At 59.9% G+C, this 22,823-nt stretch carries 18 protein-coding genes, 4 tRNA genes and 2 pseudogenes; 15 read left to right on the forward strand and 9 right to left on the reverse strand.

Annotation, left to right across the window (positions count from 1 at the left end; translation table 11 throughout):
- The first annotated feature begins 68 nt into the window (after window positions 1-68).
- Complete coding sequence (gene thiO / locus HU719_RS15940) at window positions 69-1,166, forward strand: glycine oxidase ThiO (RefSeq protein ID WP_186535501.1); 1,098 nt, start codon at window positions 69-71, stop codon at window positions 1,164-1,166.
- 151 nt (window positions 1,167-1,317) lie between these two features.
- Here thiO and HU719_RS15945 read toward each other — a convergent pair whose 3' ends face one another.
- Together HU719_RS15945 and HU719_RS15950 are read right to left on the reverse strand one after the other, a co-directional pair.
- Window positions 1,318-1,545 (reverse strand): PP0621 family protein, encoded by a 228-nt coding sequence (locus HU719_RS15945; RefSeq protein WP_186520652.1) that lies wholly within the window; start codon window positions 1,543-1,545, stop codon window positions 1,318-1,320.
- 95 nt (window positions 1,546-1,640) lie between these two features.
- Entirely contained in the window at window positions 1,641-2,660 is a 1,020-nt protein-coding gene (locus tag HU719_RS15950) for an outer membrane protein assembly factor BamD (protein WP_186520651.1), read from the reverse strand.
- A gap of 149 nt (window positions 2,661-2,809) precedes the next feature.
- Here HU719_RS15950 and rluD point away from each other — a divergent pair, with 149 nt between their 5' ends.
- From rluD to HU719_RS15980, 6 genes are all read left to right on the forward strand, one after another.
- Window positions 2,810-3,772, forward strand: coding sequence for a 23S rRNA pseudouridine(1911/1915/1917) synthase RluD (gene rluD, locus HU719_RS15955; protein ID WP_186535502.1), 963 nt, complete (start codon window positions 2,810-2,812; stop codon window positions 3,770-3,772).
- Window positions 3,769-4,506, forward strand: coding sequence for a peptidoglycan editing factor PgeF (pgeF, locus tag HU719_RS15960; protein ID WP_186535503.1), 738 nt, complete (start codon window positions 3,769-3,771; stop codon window positions 4,504-4,506). The genes rluD and pgeF overlap by 4 nt, the downstream gene beginning before the upstream one ends.
- Before the next feature lie 280 nt (window positions 4,507-4,786).
- Window positions 4,787-7,351: an ATP-dependent chaperone ClpB gene (gene clpB, locus HU719_RS15965; RefSeq protein WP_186520648.1), complete on the forward strand. Its 2,565-nt coding sequence runs from the start codon at window positions 4,787-4,789 to the stop codon at window positions 7,349-7,351.
- 316 nt (window positions 7,352-7,667) lie between these two features.
- A tRNA-Asn gene (locus HU719_RS15970) sits at window positions 7,668-7,743 on the forward strand.
- Between the two features lie 4 nt (window positions 7,744-7,747).
- Window positions 7,748-7,824: transfer RNA gene (locus HU719_RS15975), tRNA-Pro, on the forward strand.
- Between the two features lie 6 nt (window positions 7,825-7,830).
- A tRNA-Lys gene (locus HU719_RS15980) sits at window positions 7,831-7,906 on the forward strand.
- A gap of 300 nt (window positions 7,907-8,206) precedes the next feature.
- On the opposite strand, the gene HU719_RS15985 is transcribed toward HU719_RS15980, so the two are convergent.
- The 3 genes from HU719_RS15985 to HU719_RS15995 form a co-directional block, all read right to left on the reverse strand.
- The gene (locus HU719_RS15985; protein WP_186520647.1) at window positions 8,207-9,502 is read right to left on the reverse strand and encodes an NAD(P)/FAD-dependent oxidoreductase; all 1,296 of its coding nucleotides are present in this window, start codon (window positions 9,500-9,502) and stop codon (window positions 8,207-8,209) included.
- 84 nt (window positions 9,503-9,586) lie between these two features.
- Window positions 9,587-9,760, reverse strand: a complete 174-nt coding sequence (locus HU719_RS15990) for a DUF3094 family protein (RefSeq protein ID WP_186520646.1) — start codon at window positions 9,758-9,760, stop codon at window positions 9,587-9,589.
- 132 nt (window positions 9,761-9,892) lie between these two features.
- A complete protein-coding gene (locus HU719_RS15995; protein ID WP_186520645.1) occupies window positions 9,893-10,522 on the reverse strand; it encodes a DUF1780 domain-containing protein in 630 nt (209 codons plus the stop codon).
- 130 nt (window positions 10,523-10,652) lie between these two features.
- On the opposite strand from HU719_RS15995, the gene HU719_RS16000 reads away from it, so the two are divergent.
- Window positions 10,653-11,336, forward strand: a complete 684-nt coding sequence (locus HU719_RS16000; RefSeq protein WP_186535504.1) for an energy-coupling factor ABC transporter permease — start codon at window positions 10,653-10,655, stop codon at window positions 11,334-11,336.
- Window positions 11,337-11,498: 162 nt separating this feature from the next.
- Here the strand turns inward: HU719_RS16000 and yacG are convergent, their stop codons facing one another.
- The 4 genes from yacG to HU719_RS16020 are packed head-to-tail and all read right to left on the reverse strand — an operon-like array spanning window position 11,499 to window position 14,402.
- The gene (gene yacG / locus HU719_RS16005) at window positions 11,499-11,699 is read right to left on the reverse strand and encodes a DNA gyrase inhibitor YacG (protein ID WP_186520643.1); all 201 of its coding nucleotides are present in this window, start codon (window positions 11,697-11,699) and stop codon (window positions 11,499-11,501) included.
- Window positions 11,696-12,319 carry a dephospho-CoA kinase gene (gene coaE, locus HU719_RS16010; protein WP_186535506.1) on the reverse strand — a complete coding sequence of 208 codons (624 nt, stop codon included), beginning with the start codon at window positions 12,317-12,319 and terminating at the stop codon, window positions 11,696-11,698. Before coaE ends, yacG begins: the two co-directional genes overlap by 4 nt.
- Window positions 12,316-13,185 carry a prepilin peptidase gene (locus HU719_RS16015; RefSeq protein ID WP_186535508.1) on the reverse strand — a complete coding sequence of 290 codons (870 nt, stop codon included), beginning with the start codon at window positions 13,183-13,185 and terminating at the stop codon, window positions 12,316-12,318. The genes coaE and HU719_RS16015 overlap by 4 nt, the downstream gene beginning before the upstream one ends.
- A 2-nt stretch (window positions 13,186-13,187) precedes the next feature.
- The gene (locus HU719_RS16020; protein ID WP_186535510.1) at window positions 13,188-14,402 is read right to left on the reverse strand and encodes a type II secretion system F family protein; all 1,215 of its coding nucleotides are present in this window, start codon (window positions 14,400-14,402) and stop codon (window positions 13,188-13,190) included.
- Between the two features lie 217 nt (window positions 14,403-14,619).
- Here HU719_RS16020 and HU719_RS16025 point away from each other — a divergent pair, with 217 nt between their 5' ends.
- From HU719_RS16025 to HU719_RS16055, 7 genes and pseudogenes are all read left to right on the forward strand, one after another.
- Window positions 14,620-15,030 carry a pilin gene (locus tag HU719_RS16025; RefSeq protein WP_186520639.1) on the forward strand — a complete coding sequence of 137 codons (411 nt, stop codon included), beginning with the start codon at window positions 14,620-14,622 and terminating at the stop codon, window positions 15,028-15,030.
- Between the two features lie 58 nt (window positions 15,031-15,088).
- A tRNA-Thr gene (locus tag HU719_RS16030) sits at window positions 15,089-15,164 on the forward strand.
- Between the two features lie 164 nt (window positions 15,165-15,328).
- Window positions 15,329-16,656 (forward strand): annotated as a pseudogene (locus HU719_RS16035) (tyrosine-type recombinase/integrase).
- A gap of 900 nt (window positions 16,657-17,556) precedes the next feature.
- Window positions 17,557-18,537, forward strand: a pseudogene (locus HU719_RS16040) (integrase domain-containing protein).
- Entirely contained in the window at window positions 18,534-18,809 is a 276-nt protein-coding gene (locus HU719_RS23625; protein WP_225917244.1) for a hypothetical protein, read from the forward strand. The pseudogene HU719_RS16040 and the gene HU719_RS23625 overlap by 4 nt, the downstream one beginning before the upstream one ends.
- A gap of 394 nt (window positions 18,810-19,203) precedes the next feature.
- Window positions 19,204-20,169, forward strand: a complete 966-nt coding sequence (locus HU719_RS16050) for a HamA C-terminal domain-containing protein (protein ID WP_144170457.1) — start codon at window positions 19,204-19,206, stop codon at window positions 20,167-20,169.
- A complete protein-coding gene (locus HU719_RS16055; protein ID WP_186535514.1) occupies window positions 20,166-22,802 on the forward strand; it encodes a DEAD/DEAH box helicase in 2,637 nt (878 codons plus the stop codon). Before HU719_RS16050 ends, HU719_RS16055 begins: the two co-directional genes overlap by 4 nt.
- Window positions 22,803-22,823 lie beyond the last annotated feature (21 nt).

Here is a 22,823-nt window from a genome sequence, read left to right on the forward strand (position 1 = left end):
GAAGTGCCCCGTGCACAGCGCCAGGGCGCCCGCGTGCTGTGGAATTACTTCAGGTGTTGGATCGAACGATGAGCAAGCAAGTAGTGATTGTCGGCGGCGGGGTCATTGGCCTGCTGACCGCGTTCAACCTGGCCGCCGAGGTCGACCAGGTGGTGGTATGCGACCAGGGCGGGGTCGGACGCGAGTCCTCCTGGGCCGGTGGCGGGATCGTCTCGCCACTGTATCCGTGGCGTTACAGCGCGGCGGTGACGGCGCTGGCGCACTGGTCACAGGACTTCTACCCGCAACTGGCCGCTCAGCTATTCGCCAGCACTGGGGTCGACCCCGAGGTGCACACCACCGGCCTTTACTGGCTCGACCTGGACGACCAGGCCGAGGCCTTGGCCTGGGCGGCCCGCGAACAACGCCCGCTCAGCGCTGTGGATATCTCGGCAGCCTATGATGCGGTGCCGGTGCTGGGCGCAGGGTTCCGCCAGGCGCTGTTCATGGCGGGTGTAGCCAACGTGCGTAACCCCCGGCTGGTCAAGTCGCTCAAGGCGGCCTTGCTGGCGCTGCCGAACGTGACCCTGCGCGAGCACTGCCAGATCAGCGGTTTCGTGCGCGAAGGCGATCGGGTGACTGGCGTGCAAACCCAGGCAGGCGTGCTGGCGGCCGATCAGGTGGTGCTCAGTGCAGGGGCGTGGAGCGGTGATCTGCTGCGCACCCTCGGGCTGGGGTTGCCGGTAGAGCCGGTAAAAGGGCAGATGATCCTGTTCAAATGCGCCGAGGACTTTTTGCCAAGCATGGTGTTGGCCAAAGGGCGTTATGCGATCCCGCGCCGCGACGGGCACATTCTGGTGGGTAGCACGCTGGAGCACGAAGGCTACGACAAGACCCCGACTGCCGATGCACTGCAAAGCTTGAAAGCGTCTGCCATCGACCTGCTGCCGGCGTTGGCTGATGCCAGCGTGGTCGGGCACTGGGCCGGCCTGCGCCCCGGTTCGCCCGAGGGCATACCCTATATCGGCGAGGTGCCGGGGTATTCGGGGTTGTGGCTCAACTGCGGGCATTACCGCAACGGCCTGGTGCTGGCGCCGGCGTCCTGCCAGCTGCTCAGTGACTTGCTGCTGGCGCGCCCGCCAATCATCGACCCCACGCCCTACGCGCCGCAGGGGCGTTTGGCCTAGGCGCAGGTACTGGCCCTATCGCAGGCTGTCGCCAGCTCCCACAAAGACCCGCGCACAGCCACGATATTGAGGTCTGGCGCAGATCCCTTTGGGAGCTGGCGACAGCCTGCGATAGGGCCGGCCCAGGATGCCCGGGGCGATTGCAACCCCCTTACTCCCGCCCTGGCCCCTGCTCCAGATGCTGCTGGCTGCAATACCACTGCTGGCCACGGTGCAGGGCGCGGTCGTTGGGCAGGTGCACGCCGCAATGGGCGCAGCGCACCATCTTCAGCGGGTCATCCAGCCGTTGCCCGGCAGACGATTGCTGGCTGATCTTGAACTTGCGCCACAGCCAGAAGGCAGCAGCGATCAGAGCGATCCAGAAGAGTAGGCGAACCATGGTGTCCAGCTTGTCGAGAAGAAGAAGGCGACAGTCTAGGACGCAGCCATAAAAAAAGGGAGGCCTGAGGCCTCCCTTTCATGTTCGCAGTGCAATCAGTCAAACAGACCAAAGGTCGCGTAGCTGAACCACGAGCGGTCTTTTTCGGCTTCTTTCGGGCCTTCCGGCAAGATCGGATCGCCGTTTTCGTCTTTTGGCAGCAGGTCCTGCGGCATCTCGGCGCGGGCATCCTGGAACTGACGCACCACGTCCTGGTTGGCGCGGGTTTCGCCCGGCGGCAGCGGCGTGTCGGTCTCGATCAGGCCCAAGGTCGCCTTCGACAGCCACGACCGGTTGCCGTTTTCGTCTTCTTTGGCAACGAACTGGCCATCGACCAGGCTTGGGTGCTCTGGGTAGTTCAGCTTGAGGGTCTCAAGGCTGGTGGCAGCCAGGTCATCCAGGTGCAGGCGCTGGTAGGCCTCGACCATTACCGCCAGGCCGTCACCTACCGAAGGGGTTTCCTGGAAGTTCTCGACCACGTAGCGGCCACGGTTGGCGGCAGCGACATAGGCCTCACGGCGCAGGTAGTAGTTGGCGACGTGGATTTCGTAGGAAGCCAGCAGGTTGCGCAGGTAGATCATGCGCTGCTTGGCGTCCGGCGAATAACGGCTGTTCGGGAAGCGGCTGGTCAGCTGGGCGAACTCGTTGTACGAGTCGCGGGCAGCACCTGGGTCACGCTTGGTCATGTCCAGCGGCAGGAAGCGCGCCACCAGGCCACGGTCCTGGTCGAACGAGGTCAGGCCCTTGAGGTAGTAGGCGTAGTCGACGTTCGGGTGCTGCGGGTGCAGGCGGATGAAGCGCTCGGCCGAAGACTTGGCGGCTTCTGGCTCGGAGTTCTTGTAGTTGGCGTAGATCAGCTCGAGCTGGGCCTGGTCGGCGTAACGGCCGAACGGATAGCGCGACTCCAGGGCCTTGAGCTTGTTCACGGCGCTGGTGTAGCTGTGGCTGTCCAGGTCGGCCTGCGCCTGCTGGTACAGCTCGGCCTCGCTGAGGTTCTCGTCAATGACTTCCTTGTTCGAGGAACAGGCAGCGGTGAGCCCGAGGATGGCGATCAGCAGCAGGTGTTTCACTTGCATGGCGGCTTGCGTCCCTTTGACGGCCGCTGTCTTGGGCGGTGCCGTCCTGTTATGATGAGCGCCCCCGGCCAAACCCCGGGGCAAAAGAAGCCGTATTTAACCACAAGCGCGCAGCCGAAACCAAAAGCTGAACGCCCGTCGATTCGAGCATGTCCGAGATCATTCAACTTAGCGCAGAGGTCCCGTCCGAACTGGGCGGCCAACGCCTCGACCAAGTCGCCGCCCAACTGTTCGCCGAGTACTCGCGTTCGCGCCTGTCCTCGTGGATCAAAGATGGCCGTCTGACAGTCGATGGCGCGGTACTGCGGCCGCGCGATATCGTCCACGGTGGCTCCATTCTGGCCCTTGAAGCCGAACAGGAAGCCCAAGGCGAATGGGTGGCTCAGGACATCGAGCTGGACATCGTCTATGAAGACGACCACATCCTGGTGATCAACAAGCCCGCCGGGCTGGTTGTGCATCCGGCCGCCGGTCATCCTGATGGCACCCTGCTCAATGCCCTGCTGCACCATGTGCCAGACATCGTCAACGTACCGCGCGCCGGTATCGTGCACCGTCTGGACAAGGACACCACGGGGCTGATGGTGGTCGCCAAGACGCTGCAGGCGCAGACCAACCTGGTCGACCAGCTGCAAAGCCGCTCTGTCAGCCGCATCTACGAGTGCATCGTGGTGGGCGTGGTGATCGCCGGCGGCAAGATCGACGCCCCGATCGGCCGTCACGGCGGCGAGCGCCAGCGCATGGCAGTGACCGACGGCGGCAAGCCTGCTGTCAGCCACTACCGGGTGCTCAAACGCTTCCGTTCGCACACCCATGTGCGGGTCAAGCTGGAAACCGGCCGTACCCACCAGATTCGTGTGCACATGGCCCACGTCGGTTACCCGTTGGTCGGCGACCAGACCTACGGCGTGCGTTTCCGCATTCCGCCGGCCGCCAGCATTGCCATGGTCGAGGCGGTCAAGACCTTCCCGCGTCAGGCCCTGCATGCACGCTTCCTGGCCCTGCGCCACCCGGACACCGGGGAAGTGATGAAATGGGAAGCGGCACTGCCGGACGATTTCACCTGGCTGCTTTCGCTGCTCAATCAGGACCGCGAGAGCTTTATCGGATGAACGGTATGGCCCAGGCGCTGCTTACCCCCGACTGGCCGGCTCCGGCCTCGGTACGCGCCTGTGTCACCACCCGCGAAGGCGGCATTAGCCTGCCGCCGTTCGACACGTTCAATCTTGGCGACCATGTGGGCGATGACCCGCTGGCCGTCGCCGAGAACCGCCGCCGCCTCAGTGACACCTTTGCCATCCAGCCCGCCTGGCTGAAGCAGGTGCACGGGGTAGTGGTAGCCGACGCCGACCCTGCCGTGGTCGCCGAGGCCGATGCCAGCTGGACCGACCAGCCCGGTATCGCCTGCACCGTCATGACCGCCGACTGCCTGCCTGCGTTGTTCTGCAACCGCGCGGGCACCCGTGTGGCCGCCGCCCATGCCGGCTGGCGCGGGCTGGCCGGTGGTGTGCTGGAAGCCACCCTTGACCAGTTGGGCGTGGCGCCCGAAGAGGTACTGGTATGGCTGGGCCCGGCAATTGGCCCGCAGGCGTTCGAGGTGGGGCTTGAGGTGCGTGATGCGTTCACGGCCCAGCATCCGCAAGCCTTCGATGCCTTCATACCGGGCGAGCGCCCCGGCAAGCTGATGGCCGATATATACCGTCTGGCGCGCATCCGCCTGGTGGCGCGCGGCGTGACGGCTGTTTATGGCGGCGGCTTGTGCACGGTCAGCGACCCACGTTTCTTCTCCTATCGCCGCACCCCGCAGGGCGGGCGCTTCGCTTCGTTGGTCTGGCTACAGCCCTGACCTGAGCACGCGGGTGCAATCGGCGTGGGAGCGGGCTTGCCCCGCGATTGCGTAGGCCCTGCTATCACCTTCCATTCAACGGACGCCATCGCGGGGCAAGCCCGCTCCCACGCCACGTTCCCACCTCGCCCCAAGGCGCTTGGCCGATAATGTGCTGACCCGCATCAACCCCGCTACGCTTGAATCTTCCAGAATCACCCTTATCTATTAGTCATCTCAGGCAGGTTCTCCATCAGGGGCTGTCCATCGCTCCGCCTGCCCTTTACAGGAAGGTATCCCCATGCGAATAGACCGACTGACCAGCAAGCTGCAACTGGCATTATCCGACTCTCAATCCTTGGCTGTGGGCATGGACCACCCGGCTATCGAGCCGCTGCACCTGCTGCAAGCGCTGATCGACCAGCAAGGCGGTTCGATCAAGCCCCTGCTGATGCAGGTAGGCTTCGACGTCAACAGCCTGCGCAAGGCGTTGAGCAAAGAGCTCGACCAGTTGCCGAAAATTCAGAACCCCACTGGCGACGTGAACATGTCCCAGGACCTCGCGCGCCTGCTCAACCAGGCCGACCGCCTGGCCCAGCAGAAGGGCGACCAGTTCATTTCCAGCGAACTGGTGCTGCTGGCTGCCATGGACGAGAACAGCAAGGTAGGCAAGCTGCTGCTCGGCCAGGGCGTCAGCAAGAAGGCCCTTGAAAACGCCATCAACAACCTGCGCGGCGGCGCGGCGGTGAATGACGCCAACGTCGAAGAATCGCGCCAGGCCTTGGACAAGTACACCGTCGACCTGACCAAGCGCGCCGAAGAAGGCAAGCTGGACCCGGTGATCGGCCGTGACGACGAAATCCGCCGCACGATCCAAGTGCTGCAACGCCGCACCAAAAACAACCCGGTGCTGATCGGCGAGCCAGGCGTTGGTAAAACCGCCATCGCCGAAGGCCTGGCCCAGCGCATCATCAATGGCGAAGTGCCCGACGGCCTCAAAGGCAAGCGCCTGCTGGCGCTGGACATGGGCGCATTGATCGCTGGCGCCAAGTACCGCGGCGAGTTCGAAGAGCGCCTCAAAGGCCTGCTTAACGAGCTCTCCAAGCAGGAAGGCCAGATCATCCTGTTCATCGACGAACTGCACACCATGGTCGGTGCCGGCAAAGGCGAGGGCGCCATGGACGCCGGCAACATGCTCAAGCCGGCCCTGGCCCGTGGTGAACTGCACTGCGTCGGCGCCACCACGCTGAACGAGTACCGTCAGTTCATCGAAAAAGACGCAGCGCTCGAGCGGCGTTTCCAGAAGGTGCTGGTAGAGGAGCCGAGCGAGGAGGACACCATTGCCATCCTGCGCGGCCTGAAAGAGCGCTATGAGGTCCACCATAAGGTGGCCATCACCGACGGCGCGATCATCGCTGCCGCCAAGCTCAGCCACCGCTACATCACTGACCGCCAGCTGCCGGACAAGGCCATCGACCTGATCGACGAGGCCGCCAGCCGCATCCGCATGGAGATCGACTCCAAGCCGGAAGTGCTCGACCGCCTCGACCGTCGTCTGATTCAGCTGAAGGTGGAATCCCAGGCGCTGAAGAAAGAAGAAGACGACGCAGCGAAGAAACGCCTGGAAAAGCTGACCGAAGAAATCGTGCGCCTGGAGCGCGAGTATTCCGACCTCGAAGAAATCTGGGCCTCGGAAAAAGCCGAGGTACAGGGTTCGGCGCAGATCCAGCAAAAAATCGAGCAAGCCCGCCAGGAGCTTGAAGCGGCCCGCCGCAAAGGCGACCTCAGCCGTATGGCCGAGCTGCAGTACGGGGTAATCCCGGACCTGGAGCGCAGCCTGCAGATGGTCGACCAGCATGGCAAGACCGAAAACCAGCTGCTGCGTAACAAAGTCACCGAGGAAGAAATTGCCGAGGTGGTCTCGAAGTGGACCGGCATTCCTGTGTCGAAAATGCTCGAGGGCGAGCGCGAAAAGCTGCTGAGCATGGAAGGCCTGCTGCACCAGCGCGTCATCGGCCAGAACGAAGCCGTCACCGCCGTGGCCAACGCCGTGCGCCGCTCGCGTGCGGGGCTGTCCGACCCGAACCGCCCCAGCGGCTCGTTCCTGTTCCTCGGCCCGACCGGTGTGGGCAAGACCGAGCTGTGCAAGGCGCTGGCCGAGTTCCTTTTCGATACCGAAGAGGCCATGGTGCGCATCGACATGTCCGAGTTCATGGAGAAACACTCCGTCGCTCGTCTGATCGGCGCACCACCAGGCTACGTCGGGTACGAGGAGGGCGGTTACCTGACCGAAGCCGTGCGCCGCAAACCGTACGCGGTGGTGCTGCTCGATGAGGTAGAGAAGGCGCACCCGGATGTGTTCAACGTGCTGCTGCAGGTGCTCGAAGACGGCCGCTTGACCGACAGCCATGGCCGTACGGTCGATTTCCGCAACACGGTAATCGTGATGACCTCCAACCTGGGCTCGGCGCAGATCCAGGAGCTGGTGGGCGACCGCGAAGCGCAACGTGCAGCGGTAATGGATGCGGTGGGCGCGCACTTCCGGCCGGAGTTCATCAACCGTATCGATGAGGTGGTGGTGTTCGAACCGCTGGGCCGCGAGCAGATTGCCGGTATCACCGAGATCCAGCTGGGCCGCCTGCGCAACCGCCTGGCCGAGCGCGAGCTGTCGTTGAACCTCAGCCCGGAGGCGTTGGACAAGCTGATTGCGGTGGGTTACGACCCGGTCTATGGCGCACGGCCACTCAAACGCGCCATTCAGCGCTGGATCGAAAACCCGCTGGCGCAGTTGATCCTCAGCGGCCAGTTCGTACCGGGCGCTGCGATAACCGCCCAGGTCGAAGGCGACGAAATCACCTTCGGTTAACCCTACAAGCCCCGCGCAAGCGGGGCTTTTTCATGGGCTGCGCGCCCATTTTTCGGCCCTGAACCCTAACTTGCTGAAAATTTTGAAAAAAGTGCTTGCACAAAATTCGAAGCCCCCCTAATATTCGCCCCGCTGTCAGGCACTAAGCGAATCACCAGCAACACCGGTGACCGCAAAACAACTTAGAAATCAGTAAGTTGAATGAAAAAAAGTGGTTGACAAGCAAAACGAAGAATGTAGAATAGCCGGCCTCAGCAGCGGTAACGCGAAAGAGATCGAAGCTCACACAGCCTTCGAAGTTGTACCGAAGTTCAGTTCCGCGATAGCTCAGTCGGTAGAGCAAATGACTGTTAATCATTGGGTCCCTGGTTCGAGTCCAGGTCGCGGAGCCAATCTCGGGGTGTAGCGCAGTCCGGTAGCGCGCCTGCTTTGGGAGCAGGATGTCAGGAGTTCGAATCCCCTCACCCCGACCATTTTCAGGGTCGTTAGCTCAGTTGGTAGAGCAGTTGGCTTTTAACCAATTGGTCGTAGGTTCGAATCCTACACGACCCACCATGTAAAAAGGGCATCTCGACTGAGATGCCCTTTTTCTTTTGTCCGCGTTTTTATTCGGATTGATGTGCAGCCTCACAGCTCGCTTGTAGGAGCGGCCTTGCGTCGCGAAAGGGCTGCTTCGCAGCCCCGGCGATACCAGCGTGTAGCAGGAATTGTGGGGGCGCTTCGCACCCCTTTCGCGACGCAAGGCCGCTCCTACCAAAAAACCGTGTACAGCTGAAATAGTGAGGTCTGGCTCAGATCCCTGTGGGAGCTGGCGCCAGCCTGCGATGGGCTGCAAGGCAGCCCCCGCTTCAAGCCTCAGTGCAGCTTCAACCGCGGCTCAGTCCCGCGCCCAATCTTGCTCCCCAGCATCAGCATCGCCGTGCGGAACACCCCGTACAGCGCCATCTGGTGCATGCGGTACAGCGACACATAGAACATCCGCGCCAACCAGCCTTCCAGCTTCACGCTGCCCATCAAGTTGCCCATCAAGTTGCCCACCGCCGAGAAGCGCGACAGCGACACCAGCGAGCCGTAATCCTTATAGGCATAAGTGGGCAGTGGCTTGCCTTCAAGGCGTGCCTTCAGCCCCTTGGCCAACAACGAAGCCTGCTGATGCGCAGCCTGCGCGCGCGGTGGCACATTGCGGTCGCTACCCGGTTGCGGGCACGCGGCGCAGTCGCCAAAGGCAAAAATATTGTCGTCCAACGTGGTCTGCAGGGTAGGGCGCACCACCAACTGGTTGATGCGGTTGGTCTCCAGGCCGTCGATGTCCTTGAGGAAGCCCGGCGCGCGAATGCCCGCCGCCCACACCTTCAAGCTGGCCTGGATCACTTCACCGCTGGCGGTTTTCAGGCCATCCTCGGTCACTTCACTGACCGACGCGTTGGTCAGCACCGTCACGCCGAGTTTTTCCAAGGTCTTGTGCACCGGCACGCTGATGCGCTCAGGCAGCGCCGGTAACACCCGTGGGCCGGCCTCGATCAGGGTGATATGCATGTCCTTGGGTTGGATGCGGTCCAGGCCATAGGCCGCCAGTTCGTGGGCAGCATTGTGCAGCTCGGCGGCCAGCTCAACCCCGGTGGCACCCGCACCAACGATCGCCACGCTGATCTTGCCGCTTTCCGGCGCGCCGGCATGGGCGCGCAGGTAGTGGTTGAGCAGTTGCTGGTGGAAACGCTCGGCCTGCTTGCGGCTGTCCAGGAACAGGCAGTGCTGCGCCGCGCCCAAAGTGCCGAAGTCATTGGTGTTGCTGCCCACCGCGATCACCAGGGTGTCATAACCCAAGGTACGCGCAGGCAGCAGCTCACGGCCCTGTTCATCGAGGGTCGCGGCCAGTTGAATCTGCCGGGTTTCACGGTCCAGGCCGCTCATGCGCCCCAGCTGGAAGTTGAAGTGGTTCCACTTGGCCTGGGCCACGTAGTTCAGTTCGTCTTCCGAGGAGTTGAGCGAACCGGCGGCCACTTCGTGCAACAGCGGCTTCCAGATGTGCGTCAGGTTGGCGTCAACCAGGGTGACCTCGGCCTGCTTGCGCTTGCCCAGGCTTTTACCCAGGCGGGTCGCCAGTTCCAGGCCGCCGGCGCCGCCGCCGACAATCACGATGCGATGAGTCATGGGGATATCTCACAAGTTTTACGGAATTCGCGGGCACATGGCCCAGCCGTATCTGGCGTGAGGGGAGGGCGAGCGCAAGGCAGCTCATAGCACCAGTCCACTCAGCAGGCGGCTCAAGAGGCCCAGCCCGACCGTTACCGCGACCACCAGCAGCAACAGCAGCCATGGCCGGAAAGGCCGGCGCTCGACACGATGCTGGGGGGCGCTCAGGTATTCATCCACGCGGCGCTGATCTTCAGGGTTCAGGCGGCTGGTCATGGGGGGCCTCGTCAGATAGACGTTTGAGACTGCGGGCACGCTACAGCGTTCACGCAGGCGCTGGAAACAAATGATAATGCTTTCTATCGCTGGCGCCGAGTGTACGCCATCGCAAACACACCCGGCACAGGATCAAAGACTGATGCCGACGTCGAACACAATGCTGCGCCCCAGGTTGCCACGCAAAAAATCCGGGGCGTCGGGGTGGGCGAACAGCACCCGGGCAAAGGTCGGCCCCACCAGCGACAACGAGCGCCAGCCCTGGCGCAGGTATTCGGTTGGCGGCGGGAAGTGGCTGTTGAGGTCGAGCACCTCACGCTTGAGGCTGGCGAAGGCGATGATGTCCAGCTCGCCCAGGTCCAGGCCGCGCTCGCGGTAGTTGTGCGACTTTTTGCGCAAGGTTGGCGCCAGGCGCGCCAGCAGTTCCTGGGCGCTGATCTTGCGTGGCCGTGCCTCGCGGCGCACCAACTGGCTGAGCGAGAACGCACTGCGCCTGCGCTGCAGCTCTTCGCGCCACTCATCATTCAGCCGGCGGCCCTCATCGAGCACAAAAAACACCTCGAAGGCGGCATCGCGAAACAGCACATCCGGCGGCTCCTGGCCGGCCGGGGTGAAGTCCTCGCTGCGGTGCGGGATGTTCAGCCCTTGCAGCAGGCGCTGGCAAACCCAACGCTCACGCTCCCATTTGCGCGCATTGGAGAGGAAAGCATTGGCTTGTTCGGCCTGGATGGTTAGCAGGCGCAGGTAGTCTGAGTCGTCCATGGGGTGAAGCTTAGCCGTTAATCGATGACGGTAAGGTGCTGTTTGTGCGCAGAAATCACACCGGCCAAGGCGCCACGCAGTATGGGTGTAAACTGCCCATTATCCACAAGCTTGAAAAGGATATTCACCGGTGATCAGCGCGCAAGTACTGTCCAGCACCAGCCTGACCCTGGGCTGGCTCAGTTACGTGCCCTTGCTACTCTGGGCGGCCAGCCGGGCACCGTGGGTCGAGCTGTGCACGGACCGGCGCCGCCAGCACCTGCTGTTTGGCACCGTGTTCGCGCTGTTTGCGTTGTGGCTGGTACGCCGCGATTTCGACACCGGCGTGTCCTATCACTTCATCGGCATGACCGCCGTCACCTTGCTGCTGGATTGGCCGCTAGCCCTGCTCGGTGGTTTCATGGCCCAGATCGGCCTGCTGCTGCTCGGCCGCCAGGACCTCGCGGCCCTTGGCGTAAACGGCTTGTTGATCGTCGCCTTGCCGGTGCTGGTCGCCGAAGTGTGCGCGCTACTGGTCGAACGCGCCCAGCCGCGTAACCTGTTCGTTTACATCTTCTGTTGTGGTTTTTTCGCCGCAGCCCTGACGGTGCTGTTGTGCCTGATGGCAGGCCTGGGGCTGCTATGGCTGGACGGTCGTTTTGCGATGCCGGAATGGCTCAGCGATTTTGCCGGCTATCTGTGGCTGATGATGTTCCCCGAAGCGTTCATCAACGGCACGGTAATCAGCGCCCTGGTCGTGTTCTGCCCCGAGTGGCTCGAAACCTTCAACCGCACCCGCTACCTGCAAGCGCCATGGAAAGATGACCAGCCCTGAAACTGATGCCGCCACATCGGCGCGGTCTCGTGTAGGAGCGGCCTTGTGTCGCGATGGGCTGCGCAGCGGCCCCGACGGTTTTGCGATAGGCCGAGATCTTGCGGCTGCTTCGCACCCCGTTCGCCACATGACGCCGTTCCTACGAAAGACTGCGCCGCACCCTCAATGCCGAGGCTCCAGATCCCCCGAATAAAGCTCATCCTCGGACTCATCCGACCCCGCGATCTTATGGTCCTCAGAGGCCCAGGCGCCCAAGTCGATCAGCTTGCAACGGTCAGAACAAAACGGCCGAAACGGGCTTTTTTCACCCCATTCCACAGGTGCGCCACAGGTCGGGCAATCAACGGTCAACGGCTGGCTCATGGCTGGCCTCCTCGCAAAGTCAGGTAAAAGTGGTGCAGGCGGTCAATCTCGGCGTGCAGCGTTGGCACGTCACGGTCATTGACCACCACATCATCGGCATGGCGCAGACGTTCCTCGCGGCCCACCTGGGCCTTGAGAATCGCCTGCACCTGTTCGGCGCTGGTGTTGTCGCGCAGCAAGGTGCGCTGCACCTGCAACTCGGGCGGGGCATCGATCACCAGAATGCGCTGGGTCTTGCGATACTGCCCCGCCTCGATCAACAGCGGCGATACATACACCGCATAAGGCGTTTCGGCCTTGGCCAGGTAGCTGAAAATCTCCTGGCCAATCAGCGGGTGCAGCAGTTGTTCAAGCCATTGCCGCTGCGCCGGGTCGGCAAAAATTTGCTGGCGCAGGGCCGCGCGGTCCAGTTGGCCGTCCTCCAGCAGCACGCCAGCACCGAAGCGCTCGACGATACTCGCCAAGGCAGGGCGGCCCGGCTCTACGACCCAGCGCGCCGCCTGGTCGGCATCGACCAGGTGCACGCCCAGCTCGACGAAGCGCTCGGCGGCGGCGCTCTTGCCGCTGCCAATGCCGCCGGTCAGGCCGAGAATCCAAGGGGTGAAGGGCGCTGTGCTCATCGTGTTCCAAGCAGTTGCAGGTAAGAGGCGGCTATTTCATCACCCCAGAGCAATGCGATCCACCCCGCAATGGCCAGATACGGCCCAAAGGGCAACGTCGTGCCCCGGTTTGCGCGCCGCAAACCCAGCAACACCAGCCCAATCAGCGCCCCGGCAACCGACGCGCCCATTACTGTCATCGGCAATATCTGCCAGCCACCCCAGGCGCCGAGCATCGCCAACAACTTGAAGTCGCCATAACCCATGCCCTCCTTACCGGTCAGCAAGCGGAATAGCCAATACACCGACCACAGGCTCAGATACCCGGCCACCGCGCCCCACAGCGCATCGGGCAAAGGCACCAGCAAACCGAAGGCATTGACCACCAACCCCAGCCAGAGCAACGGCAGCACCAGCACATCCGGCAACAACTGGCGGTCCGCATCGATCAGGCTCAAGGCCAGCAGCCCCCACGTCAGCAGCATCACCAGCAACGCTGGCACTCCCGGCCCAAAATGCCACGCTACCCCCAGCGACAGCAGCGCGCAGCCCAGCTCCACCAATGGGTATCGCACGCTGATGCGCCCCTGGCACCCCGCGCAGCGCCCGCGCAAAAACAGGTAGCTCAGCACAGGAATGTTCTGCCACGCGCGTATGCGCTGCTGGCACCGCGGGCAGTGCGAGGCTGGCAGGCACAGGCCAAAGCGCGGCGGGGCGCCCTGCGGCAACCCCAGCATCTCTTGCGCCTCACGCTGCCACTGACGCTCAAGCATCACCGGCAGCCGGTACGCCAGCACATTGACAAAGCTACCCACCAACAGCCCCAGCAGCGCGGCAAGGCTATAGAAGAAGGGCGGATGCTCGACGGCTACGGTCCACAGGTTCATGTTCAGATCAGGCTACCCAACTGGAAAATCGGCAGATACATCGCCACCACCAGGCCGCCCACCAGCAGCCCGAGGATCAGCACGATGGCCGGCTCAAGCAGCGTGGTCAACTGCTCAAGCGCTTCGCTGACCTGCACCTCGTAATGCTCTGCGGCCTTGTTCAGCATCCGGTCCAGCGTGCCGCTCGATTCCCCCACCGCCACCAACTGGCGCAACAGCGGCGCAAACAGCTCATCGGCCTCCATCGCCTGCTGCAACCCCAGCCCATTGGCAACGTTCTGCCGCAACCGCCGGATTGCCCGCTCATGCCGACTGTTGCCACACACCGGCGCCACCGTGTCCAACGCATCCAGCAACGGCACCCCCGCGCCATAAGCCGTGCCCAGGCTGCGGGCAAACCGCGCCAACGCCGCATGCCCCAGCAGCCGCCCAACCACCGGCACCCGCAGCACCCAACGCAGCATCCACAACCGCCCCGGCAGATGCCGCCGATACAGCTCACGCGCCCCCAACCCCAGCCCCGCGCCGACGAGCGCCAGCCACAGCGCATGCTTGCCCAGCCCTGTGGATAAGTCGATCACCCACTGCGTAAAGGCCGGCAGCGCCTTGTCGGCCCCCGCAAACATTCCCTCAAAGCGCGGCACCACCTCCAGCAGCAACAACGTCGCCACCCCCAGCCCGGTCAACAGCAGCAACGCCGGGTACAACATCGCCTTGCGCACCTTCTGCCGCAGCGCCTGCCGCTTTTCCAACATCAGCGCCATCTGCTCCAGTTGCCGGTCAAGCGTGCCCGAGTGCTCACCCACCCGAATCAAATTGCAATAAAGCCCATCAAACCAACCTGGATGGCGCTGCAGCGCATCCGCCAGCCCCTGGCCCGCCGCCACATCCTGTATCAACCGCGCCACCAGCGCCGTCATCGCCGCCTCCGCGCTGCTGCGCGCCATCACTTCGAACGCCTGCAGCAGCGGCACCCCTGCCATCAGCAAGGTCGCCAACTGCCGGCTGAACCCCGGTGCATCCGCCTTGCCCGCCCGCGCCGGCCACCGCCAACGCCACTTAAGCCCTCCAGCCGGCCGCACCCGCGTGGCGCGAATGCCCTGTTGCTGCAGCCAAGCCTGCACGAAAGCCGGGCTGCGCCCAGTGCGCTCGCCTTGTTGAGCAACGCCTGCGGCGTTGACGCCTTCCCAGGCATAGAGACGGGTAGATGCTGGCATGCGAAAGTCCTTTGCAGTGAAGCGACAAGCCCCGTAACAGCTTGCCGGGCCCATTCCCGGGCACAGTTCGATCTCGGTCACTAGAGTAGTCGAGCGACAACGACGCACCGCCGCCCAAGGGGTGACAAAAGGTGTCGGTTCAGGCCTACTGCGCCGCTGCCGGCCGGGGCGTCGCTATGCCATATCGGCCTAAATGCATTGCAAAGGAAGACCGTTCATGAAAGGGCAACGCGGCATCACCCTGATCGAACTGATGATCGTCGTAGCGATCATCGGCATCTTGGCGACCATCGCCATCCCGATGTACACCAACCACCAGTCCCGCGCCAAAGCCAACGCCGCGCTGCTGGAAATCACCGCCCTCAAGACTGCCATGGATGTGCGGTTGAACGACGGCAAAGACGTCCCCGACGTCGCAAGCCTGGGCGGCCAGCCCGCCACCGCGCACTGCGCCATCACCGCCACCGGCACCGCCGCCACGGGCGCCGCCAGCATCGCCTGCACCTTGGCCGACGCACCGGCCAACGTACTCGGCAAAACCCTGACCCTGAGCCGCACCCAGACGGGGTGGGCATGCACCACCAACGTCGAGGCCGACCTCGCCCCGAACGGCTGCCAGGTGCAGTGAAAGTGAGTTGAAACAGAGGTTTGCGTAACGGACACCGGGGTGGTACGTTGCGCAACACGCCGGTGTAGCTCAGTCGGTAGAGCAGCGCACTCGTAACGCGAAGGTCGCAGGTTCGATTCCTGTCTCCGGCACCACATCCAGCTCCACTGCATTCAGTTGAATGCTTTGGAAGCGCTCTAAACCGGTCTTATGGCCGGTTTTTTTGTTTCCACGATCCTCCGTCGGGTACCAACTAAATCCCCAATAACCGGGGGTTTTTTGGGGTACAGCGTCTTTCCTGAATGGAGAACGTACCCCTATGCCACGTCTAGCCGTTCCGCTCAGCGATCTCAAATGCCGCACGGCCAAACCGCGTGATCGGGCCTACAAACTGTTCGACGGCGGGGTATGTATCTGTACGTCGCGCCCAGTGGCTCGAAGACTTGGCGACTGCGGTATTTCAAACCCAACGGCAAGGAAGGCTCGCTGATCATCGGCAAGTACCCAATCGTTTCGTTGGCAGTTGCGAGGATCAAGCGCAATGAGGCTAAGGCTCTGTTGCTCGACAACCCTGATCCGATGGAAGAAAAGCAGAAGGCCAAGATTGCTGCCCAGCGGGCGAGTCTTCTCTTTGAAACTGTCGCCTTGGAGTGGCATTTCGAAATGTCCCGGCGCTGGACAGAGGGGCACGCCAAGACGGTGCTGAGCAGGTTGCGTACCCATGTATTTCCACTGATCGGCCAGCGGCCTATCGCTGAACTCGACACCCATGATCTGCTTGAGGTCACCCAGCGGATCAAGGATCGCGGCACCATGGATGTAGCCCTGCGTGTGCAGAACTATCTATCCACGATCATGCGGGGTGCGAAGCGGGCGCGGCAAATTACTCAAAATCCGGCGCTCGATCTGGCCGGCTCGATTCAAGCGCCGCGCACCGTGCACCGTCCTGCGCTCTCGCTAAACCACCTTCCTGAACTGTTGGACCGAATCGACAACTACACCGGTCGCGAGTTGACCCGGCTCGCAGTGCTGCTGACGCTGCATGTGTTCGTGCGCTCCAGCAAACTGCGCTTCGCCCGGTGGGATGAATTCGACCTGCAACGGGCGATGTGGGAGATCCCCGATACCCGTAAGCCGATCGAAGGCGTCCGCTATTCGACGCGCGGGACCAAGATGAGTGGGGACATTCAAATAGTGCCGCTGTCGCCTCAAGTCATAGAGATCCTTGAACGGCTGCGCAGCTTGAATCGCTTCTCTGAACTGGTGTTGCCCGGTGACCACAGGTATTGGAAACCCTTGTCGGAGAACACGGTTAACCAGGTGCTGCGCAATATGGGCTACGACACCACCAAGGACGTGTGCGGGCATGGTTTCCGGACCATGGCTTGTAGTGCTTTGCTCGAATCAGGGCTGTGGACGGACGCGGCGATTGAGCGGCAGATGAGCCATCAGGAGCGTAACCGCGTGCGCGCTGCTTACATCCACAAGGCCCAATTTCTGGAGCAGCGTCGGTTGATCATGGCGTGGTGGAGTAACTACATCGATGCCAACAGATCGGGCCATGTCACTCCGCATGAGTTTGCCCATCCGGTAGGCGATAACGTCACCGCCTTGCCAAATGGCCATGGCGCATTCAATCGTGGGTGAGCCTGCAAGATCGGCGCTGGCTGCTCTTTCACGCGGGTCCATCCAGACAGGGCTGCAAAGCCGCCCTGTTTGGATGGACCTCACTTTGAAAAGCTAAAAGCCACGACGTTGTCCGGGGGTTACCACGGAATTCCACCTGTGGATAACCGCTTTTCAGGTCCCAAGTAGCGCTGAATTGCGGCCCTTGACCAGATTTATCCACAGGCGTAGAACTGGCCGTGCAAGCGCTGTCGATGACAGCACCCCAGGTGACCCGAACCTTCAAGGTCACGCTGCTCCCGCGGTGGTTCTCCCCCAAATGGCGATTCGCGTCCGGCAGCTCGCCCGGTCACCTCCCCGGTGATGGATGCCTACTTCAGATCATGGCCCTCATGCGCCAGACAACACCTCCTACTTCGCTGCCCTGCAGCAACCTATCCGCTTGGCTCGATCTTGCGCCAACCTGCGCCCGTCTCTTTCTCAGGAAAGAGACGGGCGCTTCTAGCACTGCTGCAGCCCTTATCGCATTTGGCTTTGCGGCTACTCCACTCATGACAATCGGCGTGACAAACGCCGATGTCACCAGCAACAGCGATGTAGATGATGGTGCCGCAGACCACGGAATGGACTGCACCTGACTGACAGTCAGGCATGCCCCGGTCATCGCATCGCTGCGTTTACCCGGCTCAGGATCTCGCGGCGCTGGTCTCGTCAGCCAATGCAGCCTCCACCCGCCCACCGGTAACGGTGCTCAGGAGGCCAGATCATGAGATGCCCTTGCTCCCGGTCGTAAGGAGCCGCCAGTCCCGCGTAGAGGACATTCCCCACAGGTCGCAGGGGCCTTGATCCCTGATAACACTCAGCATGCTTGGCGGTATGACGTGGGGCGAGGATTGAAGAAGCGGCGATGAGGTGATCGACATGGCATTGGTAGGTAGACGCGATGGCCGCAATTTCGGCTACGGCAGGCAATTGAGTTACGCAGGGCCGCAGGCGCTGAAAGACATGTTCGGCGGCGGTCATTACGGCACGGTCAAGGCGCACAGTGATCGGTGGCAGGCATTCGTGAAGTGGTGCCGCTCAGTGTAGGGTCCCGGCATCAATGATGCGCGACAGATTGATCGCAAGGTGCTGGCCGACTATGCGGCGTATCTGCGTGACGTGGTTAGGCGCGGTGACCTCGCCGTCAGCACCGCACAAAACCGGCTATCCAGCGTTAACAGGACCATGGCGGCGCTTCGCGGTGATCAGTGCGTGACAGTGCCCAGTCCGAGCAAGGCGTTGGGAATGCAGCGCACTGGAGTTCGACTGTCGGTGCCGCAAGGCCAAGACCGCGAACAGGTTAAGCAGATCGTCGATGCGCTATGCCGTCATCATCACCCACGTGCTGCCGCGATCGTTCTATTGGCGCGAGCCACCGGCATGCGCTTGCGTGAGGCCATCTTGGCTGACCTGCCACGGCTAAGCCGCGAGGCTAACGACCTAGGCAGGATCAACATCCAGGACGGCACGAAAGGCGGTCGGTCCGGCGCCTCGGCATCCCGTTGGATTGCGGTGGATGGGCAGATTAGCGATGCGCTTGGGTTTGCGCGGCAGGTTTCGCCGGCTGGTAGCCGCAACCTGATTGCGCCAAACGAAAGTTACCTGAGTCTTCTGCAAGAAAGCATCCGCCCTGCACGGAACATCCTGCATGTATACAACCTCAAGGGACTCCATGAACTGCGAGCGGCCTACGCATGTGAGCGCTATGAGCAATTCACCCAACATCGCGCGCCTATCAATGGCGGTCAATGTTGCCAGTTAGACAGGAACCTTGATCGTGAGGCTCGGAGGCAAATCAGCTATGAATTGGGGCACGGTCGAATCGACGTGGTCGTGGCCTACATCGGAGGACGGACATGAGCAAGCCATTCGATATGGAGTTGTTCTTGGCTGGCGTGCTGACCGGGTCGCACGCGACGCGGCAACGCCATTTACGGCAGGCGAAGCTTATCCACGCTGAGATTACAAAGCGTTGGCAGCGAGAGACACCCTTGGCTTGGCGGAGAAAGCATTTGGCTTGGTTTCTTGAGCATCACCTAGATCGACGGAGCGAGGCAACGCGGTATTACTATTTGTTGACTGTGCGGCTGCTTTCTCGTCGGTTACAGAAAACATGGGGGTTTGATCTCTGAGCAAGGATGTGATGTTGATGGCCACGACTCGTAGCCATCAATCCAAAGCTGCCCGTCGTGATGGGGCAGTTATCGGCCAGAAGGAGCATCCTCAAACGTCCATTAGATAGGGTCGATATAGCCGCCAGTTGGCCCAGTCAGTTGCTTGTGCCCTGGTTCGCTGTCGATTTTCTAGCGAGCGCAGAGGTCCGTCACGGGTCTGTAGCTGTGGTGGTGGCCATAAGCTATGATTGGGCTTTAGCTGCCAGCGTTCAGCGTCGTTTGCCGGCACCGAGCTCAAAATAGCTTGATTTGCCAGGTATCTCAGACACTGACGCTGTGCGGCCAGCACAACTACCACGTGAGGCCGCTACAGTGAAGCTACGGCCAGGTGTATGACGACAGGGACAGTTCAGTGACTCAGGCAATTGAAGAATGTTTTGACGCGCTCTTTGAGCCAATCGTCGATTTGGCCAATGTCCTAAAGGAGGTAAACAGCGACCCTCCACTGCGTCAGCCGCGCCTCCTTTACCTTCGTATGCGAGAGCATGAGCCTCAAGTATATGAGTTTGCGGAGCTTCTATCCGATCACCTGGTCGACTACGCTATTCCTCTTGCGAAACGTCAGCAAGCTAATGCCCAAGGCGCGAACTCCAAGACAGGGGGTAGCACTGCAGCAGCTCTGAGGCTCCGAAGAGAAGCAGTACGCCTTCTCGTAAAGTACAGTGAAGAAAACAAAGGTCGTTACGGAGAAATCGGTGAACTGATTTCCTATGTTGTGGCTGTTCAATATCTTGGAGCTGCTCAAATTGGCGCGAAGATGGCCTTGAAAACATCTTCCGAAATGCCTGTCCATGGTGTGGATGGCCTTCATGCAAGAGCCAACAAAGATGGGAGCGTGACTTTCTTCTTGTTGGAGTCGAAGTTGACGCCAAGCGCCGCAGATGCCTCTCGTGAAATGGTGGATTCGATCTCAAGCTATGAAGCTGATAGAGGGAGAAAGCTAAACGAACTTCGATTAGTAAGTGATTTGTCAAACCTTGAATCGCTTCAGGGCGAGCAGCGTGAAGCAGCAAAATCTTTCTTCAATGTGTATTCCGGTGCAGGGAAGCACCTGAATCGACGAGACATGCACGTTGGAAGCTTGGTCTTCACTGAGAGGGCCTATGAAAATAAAATTAGCCGCGACCCAGAAAAGCCCATATCCATTCATGAAGAGCACTTAGAGGGTCTTTATATCGCTAAGCATGCTAGCTTTAAAGCCAATCTTGATCGCCAAGCAGCGGCTAAAGGGCTGGATTTGGGTGGTACGTTTGTATTCTTGATTGCAGTTCCTGATATCAATGAACTGAAGCGAATTTTCGCCGAGATAAACAAATGAATACATTCGCAGATGAAGTGGCGCAGGAAATTCGTCAGGAATCAGCGTTTTGGTCTGATTTGGCCGATTTGAGAGCTGTGGGTATTAGGTCCACTCTATTGTCGGAGGGGCATTCCGTTGATGTTCAAGGCCCTGATCTTAGCGAGGGCACGCTTGCGAGGCTTCTCAGTTCGGCAAGCATTTTCGCGAAGGCACATGACGAGGAAAGTCGGGATCTTGCACAGCAGATTGCAGTATTTGCATCGCTTGTCTCTAAGGCGGATGGAGCTCATCAAGGCGCTGTTCACATTCTCTCAGATCTTGGCAATTTCCCAGGGCTGGCGAAACTTGAGAGCAATGGATGTAATGCGTTGGGGTTGCATGTGCATATGCGAAGCGCATTGCTAAAGGAAATTAATTCAGTAGAAATGGCTGGGAAGAAAATCCCGCTCACCGAGTTCCAGCTGAATGTATGGAAAAAATTGCAATCAAGCAGTGCTGCCGCTATATCCGCCCCAACCTCGGCAGGAAAGTCATTTGTCGTCCTTGAGCACCTATGTGAGTCGGCACTAAATAAAGAAAAATTTACAGCACTCTACATTGCACCCACGCGAGCATTGCTCACAGAAATTCAGGGGAAGTTGGAGCGACGGTTGTCTCACCTCGAATCGTTACTTCGGATCACAACGATTCCAGTCCTCGATCCCTTGGCTCGGCCCAAGCAGATCTACGTCCTGACGCAAGAGCGCGCTCAGTTGCTTCTTTCATCAGTAAATCTATCTGGAGTTATTGACCTCGTAATCATCGATGAAGCCCAGGCAATGGGTGACGATTCTCGGGGCATGATTTTGCAAGATGCGCTCGAAAAGGTTAGAGAGATGAATCCGTTCGCTCGGTTTCTATTTTTGGCTCCAGGAGCGAGTGGGTTTAAATTAATTGGTGACAGCGTGGGGTTGTCTGATATAGATATCCAAGAGACTTCGCTTTCTCCAGTAGTCCAAAATCGGATTAGCGTAAGTTTTCCTAGGGAAAATGAGCACGTTATCAAACTAGATCTTGTTACTCCGAGTCAATTGGAGTCAATCGGAAGTTACACGTTTAAGCGAGGGTTTGCTCTGAGCGAAGATGGCAGGCTCGCTGCAGTCGCACTTGAGTTAGGAAGCTCTGGCCGATCGTTAGTGTACGCAACAGGAGCAAAAAACGCCGAGGATTTGAGTGCGCTCATTGCACTCAATAGGTCAAAGAAAAGCGAAAAAGCTTTAGAAGAACTTGCGAAATTTATTGAAGAGCACATTCATAATAGATATTCGCTCGCCCAGTTCGTGCGAAATGGCGTGGCGTTTCATTATGGCAATATGCCCAGCCTACTCCGTGAAGGCATCGAAGGTGCATTCCGAGAAGGTGCGCTGGATTATCTTTGCTGCACTACTACCTTGTTTCAAGGTGTCAATCTTCCTGCACGAAATGTCTTCATCGATACCCCTACGAGGGGCAATAGAGGCGAGGTGCTCGATGAGGCCGATCTGTGGAACTTTGCAGGAAGAGCTGGGCGATTAGGAGAGGAAGTCGTCGGCAACGTTTTTTTAGTAAATTATGAGCAGTGGGAAACTCAGCCACTTACCGAGCGAAAACCGTTTAAAATAAAAGTAGCTTTTAAAGAAACTATTGAGACAGAGTTTGATTCAGTTGTTCAGGTCCTAGATGCAGCCGGTCGAGACAAATCGGATGCTGATCGCCTCAATATAGATGAAAGAGTGACGGCGGCGGCAGGTCTAGTTTTATTTCGGTATGCTCAGGGCAACCTTGCGACACTTTTGAACAGGCCTAGTATCGATTTGGGAGTAGATAAAAAAGTTGTACTTTCATCTGCTGCATCTCAAGCGCTTAGCAAACTAGGTTTACCTGAGTCGGTATTGACTAGCAGTTGGATGATCGATCCGATAGCGCTAGCAAGCTTGCTTGCACGACTACGTCAAGGTGTTAAAAAAAGTGAATTTTCCAAATTAATTCCTGTAAATCCATCAACCGATTCTTATGCTGTTTACAATAGCATTATCCGAAGGATGTACAAACATCTCGGTGGTTTGACTCTTAGTGGCGAGGAAGGACGAAAGTCTCGAGGCTTTGTATCACATGTGTGCGTTACTGCTCTGAAATGGATGCGAGGTGAGCCGCTGACGCAGTTAGTCAATGAGTCTGTTAGATTTAAGCTGTCTGAGGCAAGGCTATCTACGAAGAAAAAGCCTGACCAGGCAATCATTGATGCTGCAATTAGGAACATGTTCATACTAGTAGAGCAAACGGTGCGTTTTAAGCTGGTGCAATGGGCTAAAGCGTACGTAGATCTCCTGCGGTTCGCGCTAATTGAAGCTGGGCGCGAAGATATACTACCCGAAGTATACGATTTTTCTCTGGCATTAGAACTGGGGATTTCTACTACAACAGGACGTTCTCTTGTGGAGTTTGGACTATCTCGCATTACCGCATCGGCCGTGGCCGCGATGATAACGGACTCCTCGCTCACCCCAGACCAAGTGCGGAACTGGATAAAGAATCAGTCGGAGGCATCTTTCAGTCAAATGTCCGCGATAGTAATTGCAGAGCTCCGTGCAAAATCTCTTCTTTCCGCCAAAGTAGAGGTGGATAGTAATTGACTGATTCACTAGGAAAAATCG

It is taken from the genome of Pseudomonas farsensis (assembly GCF_014268805.2).
GTDB classification, from domain to species: Bacteria; Pseudomonadota; Gammaproteobacteria; order Pseudomonadales; family Pseudomonadaceae; genus Aquipseudomonas; species Aquipseudomonas farsensis.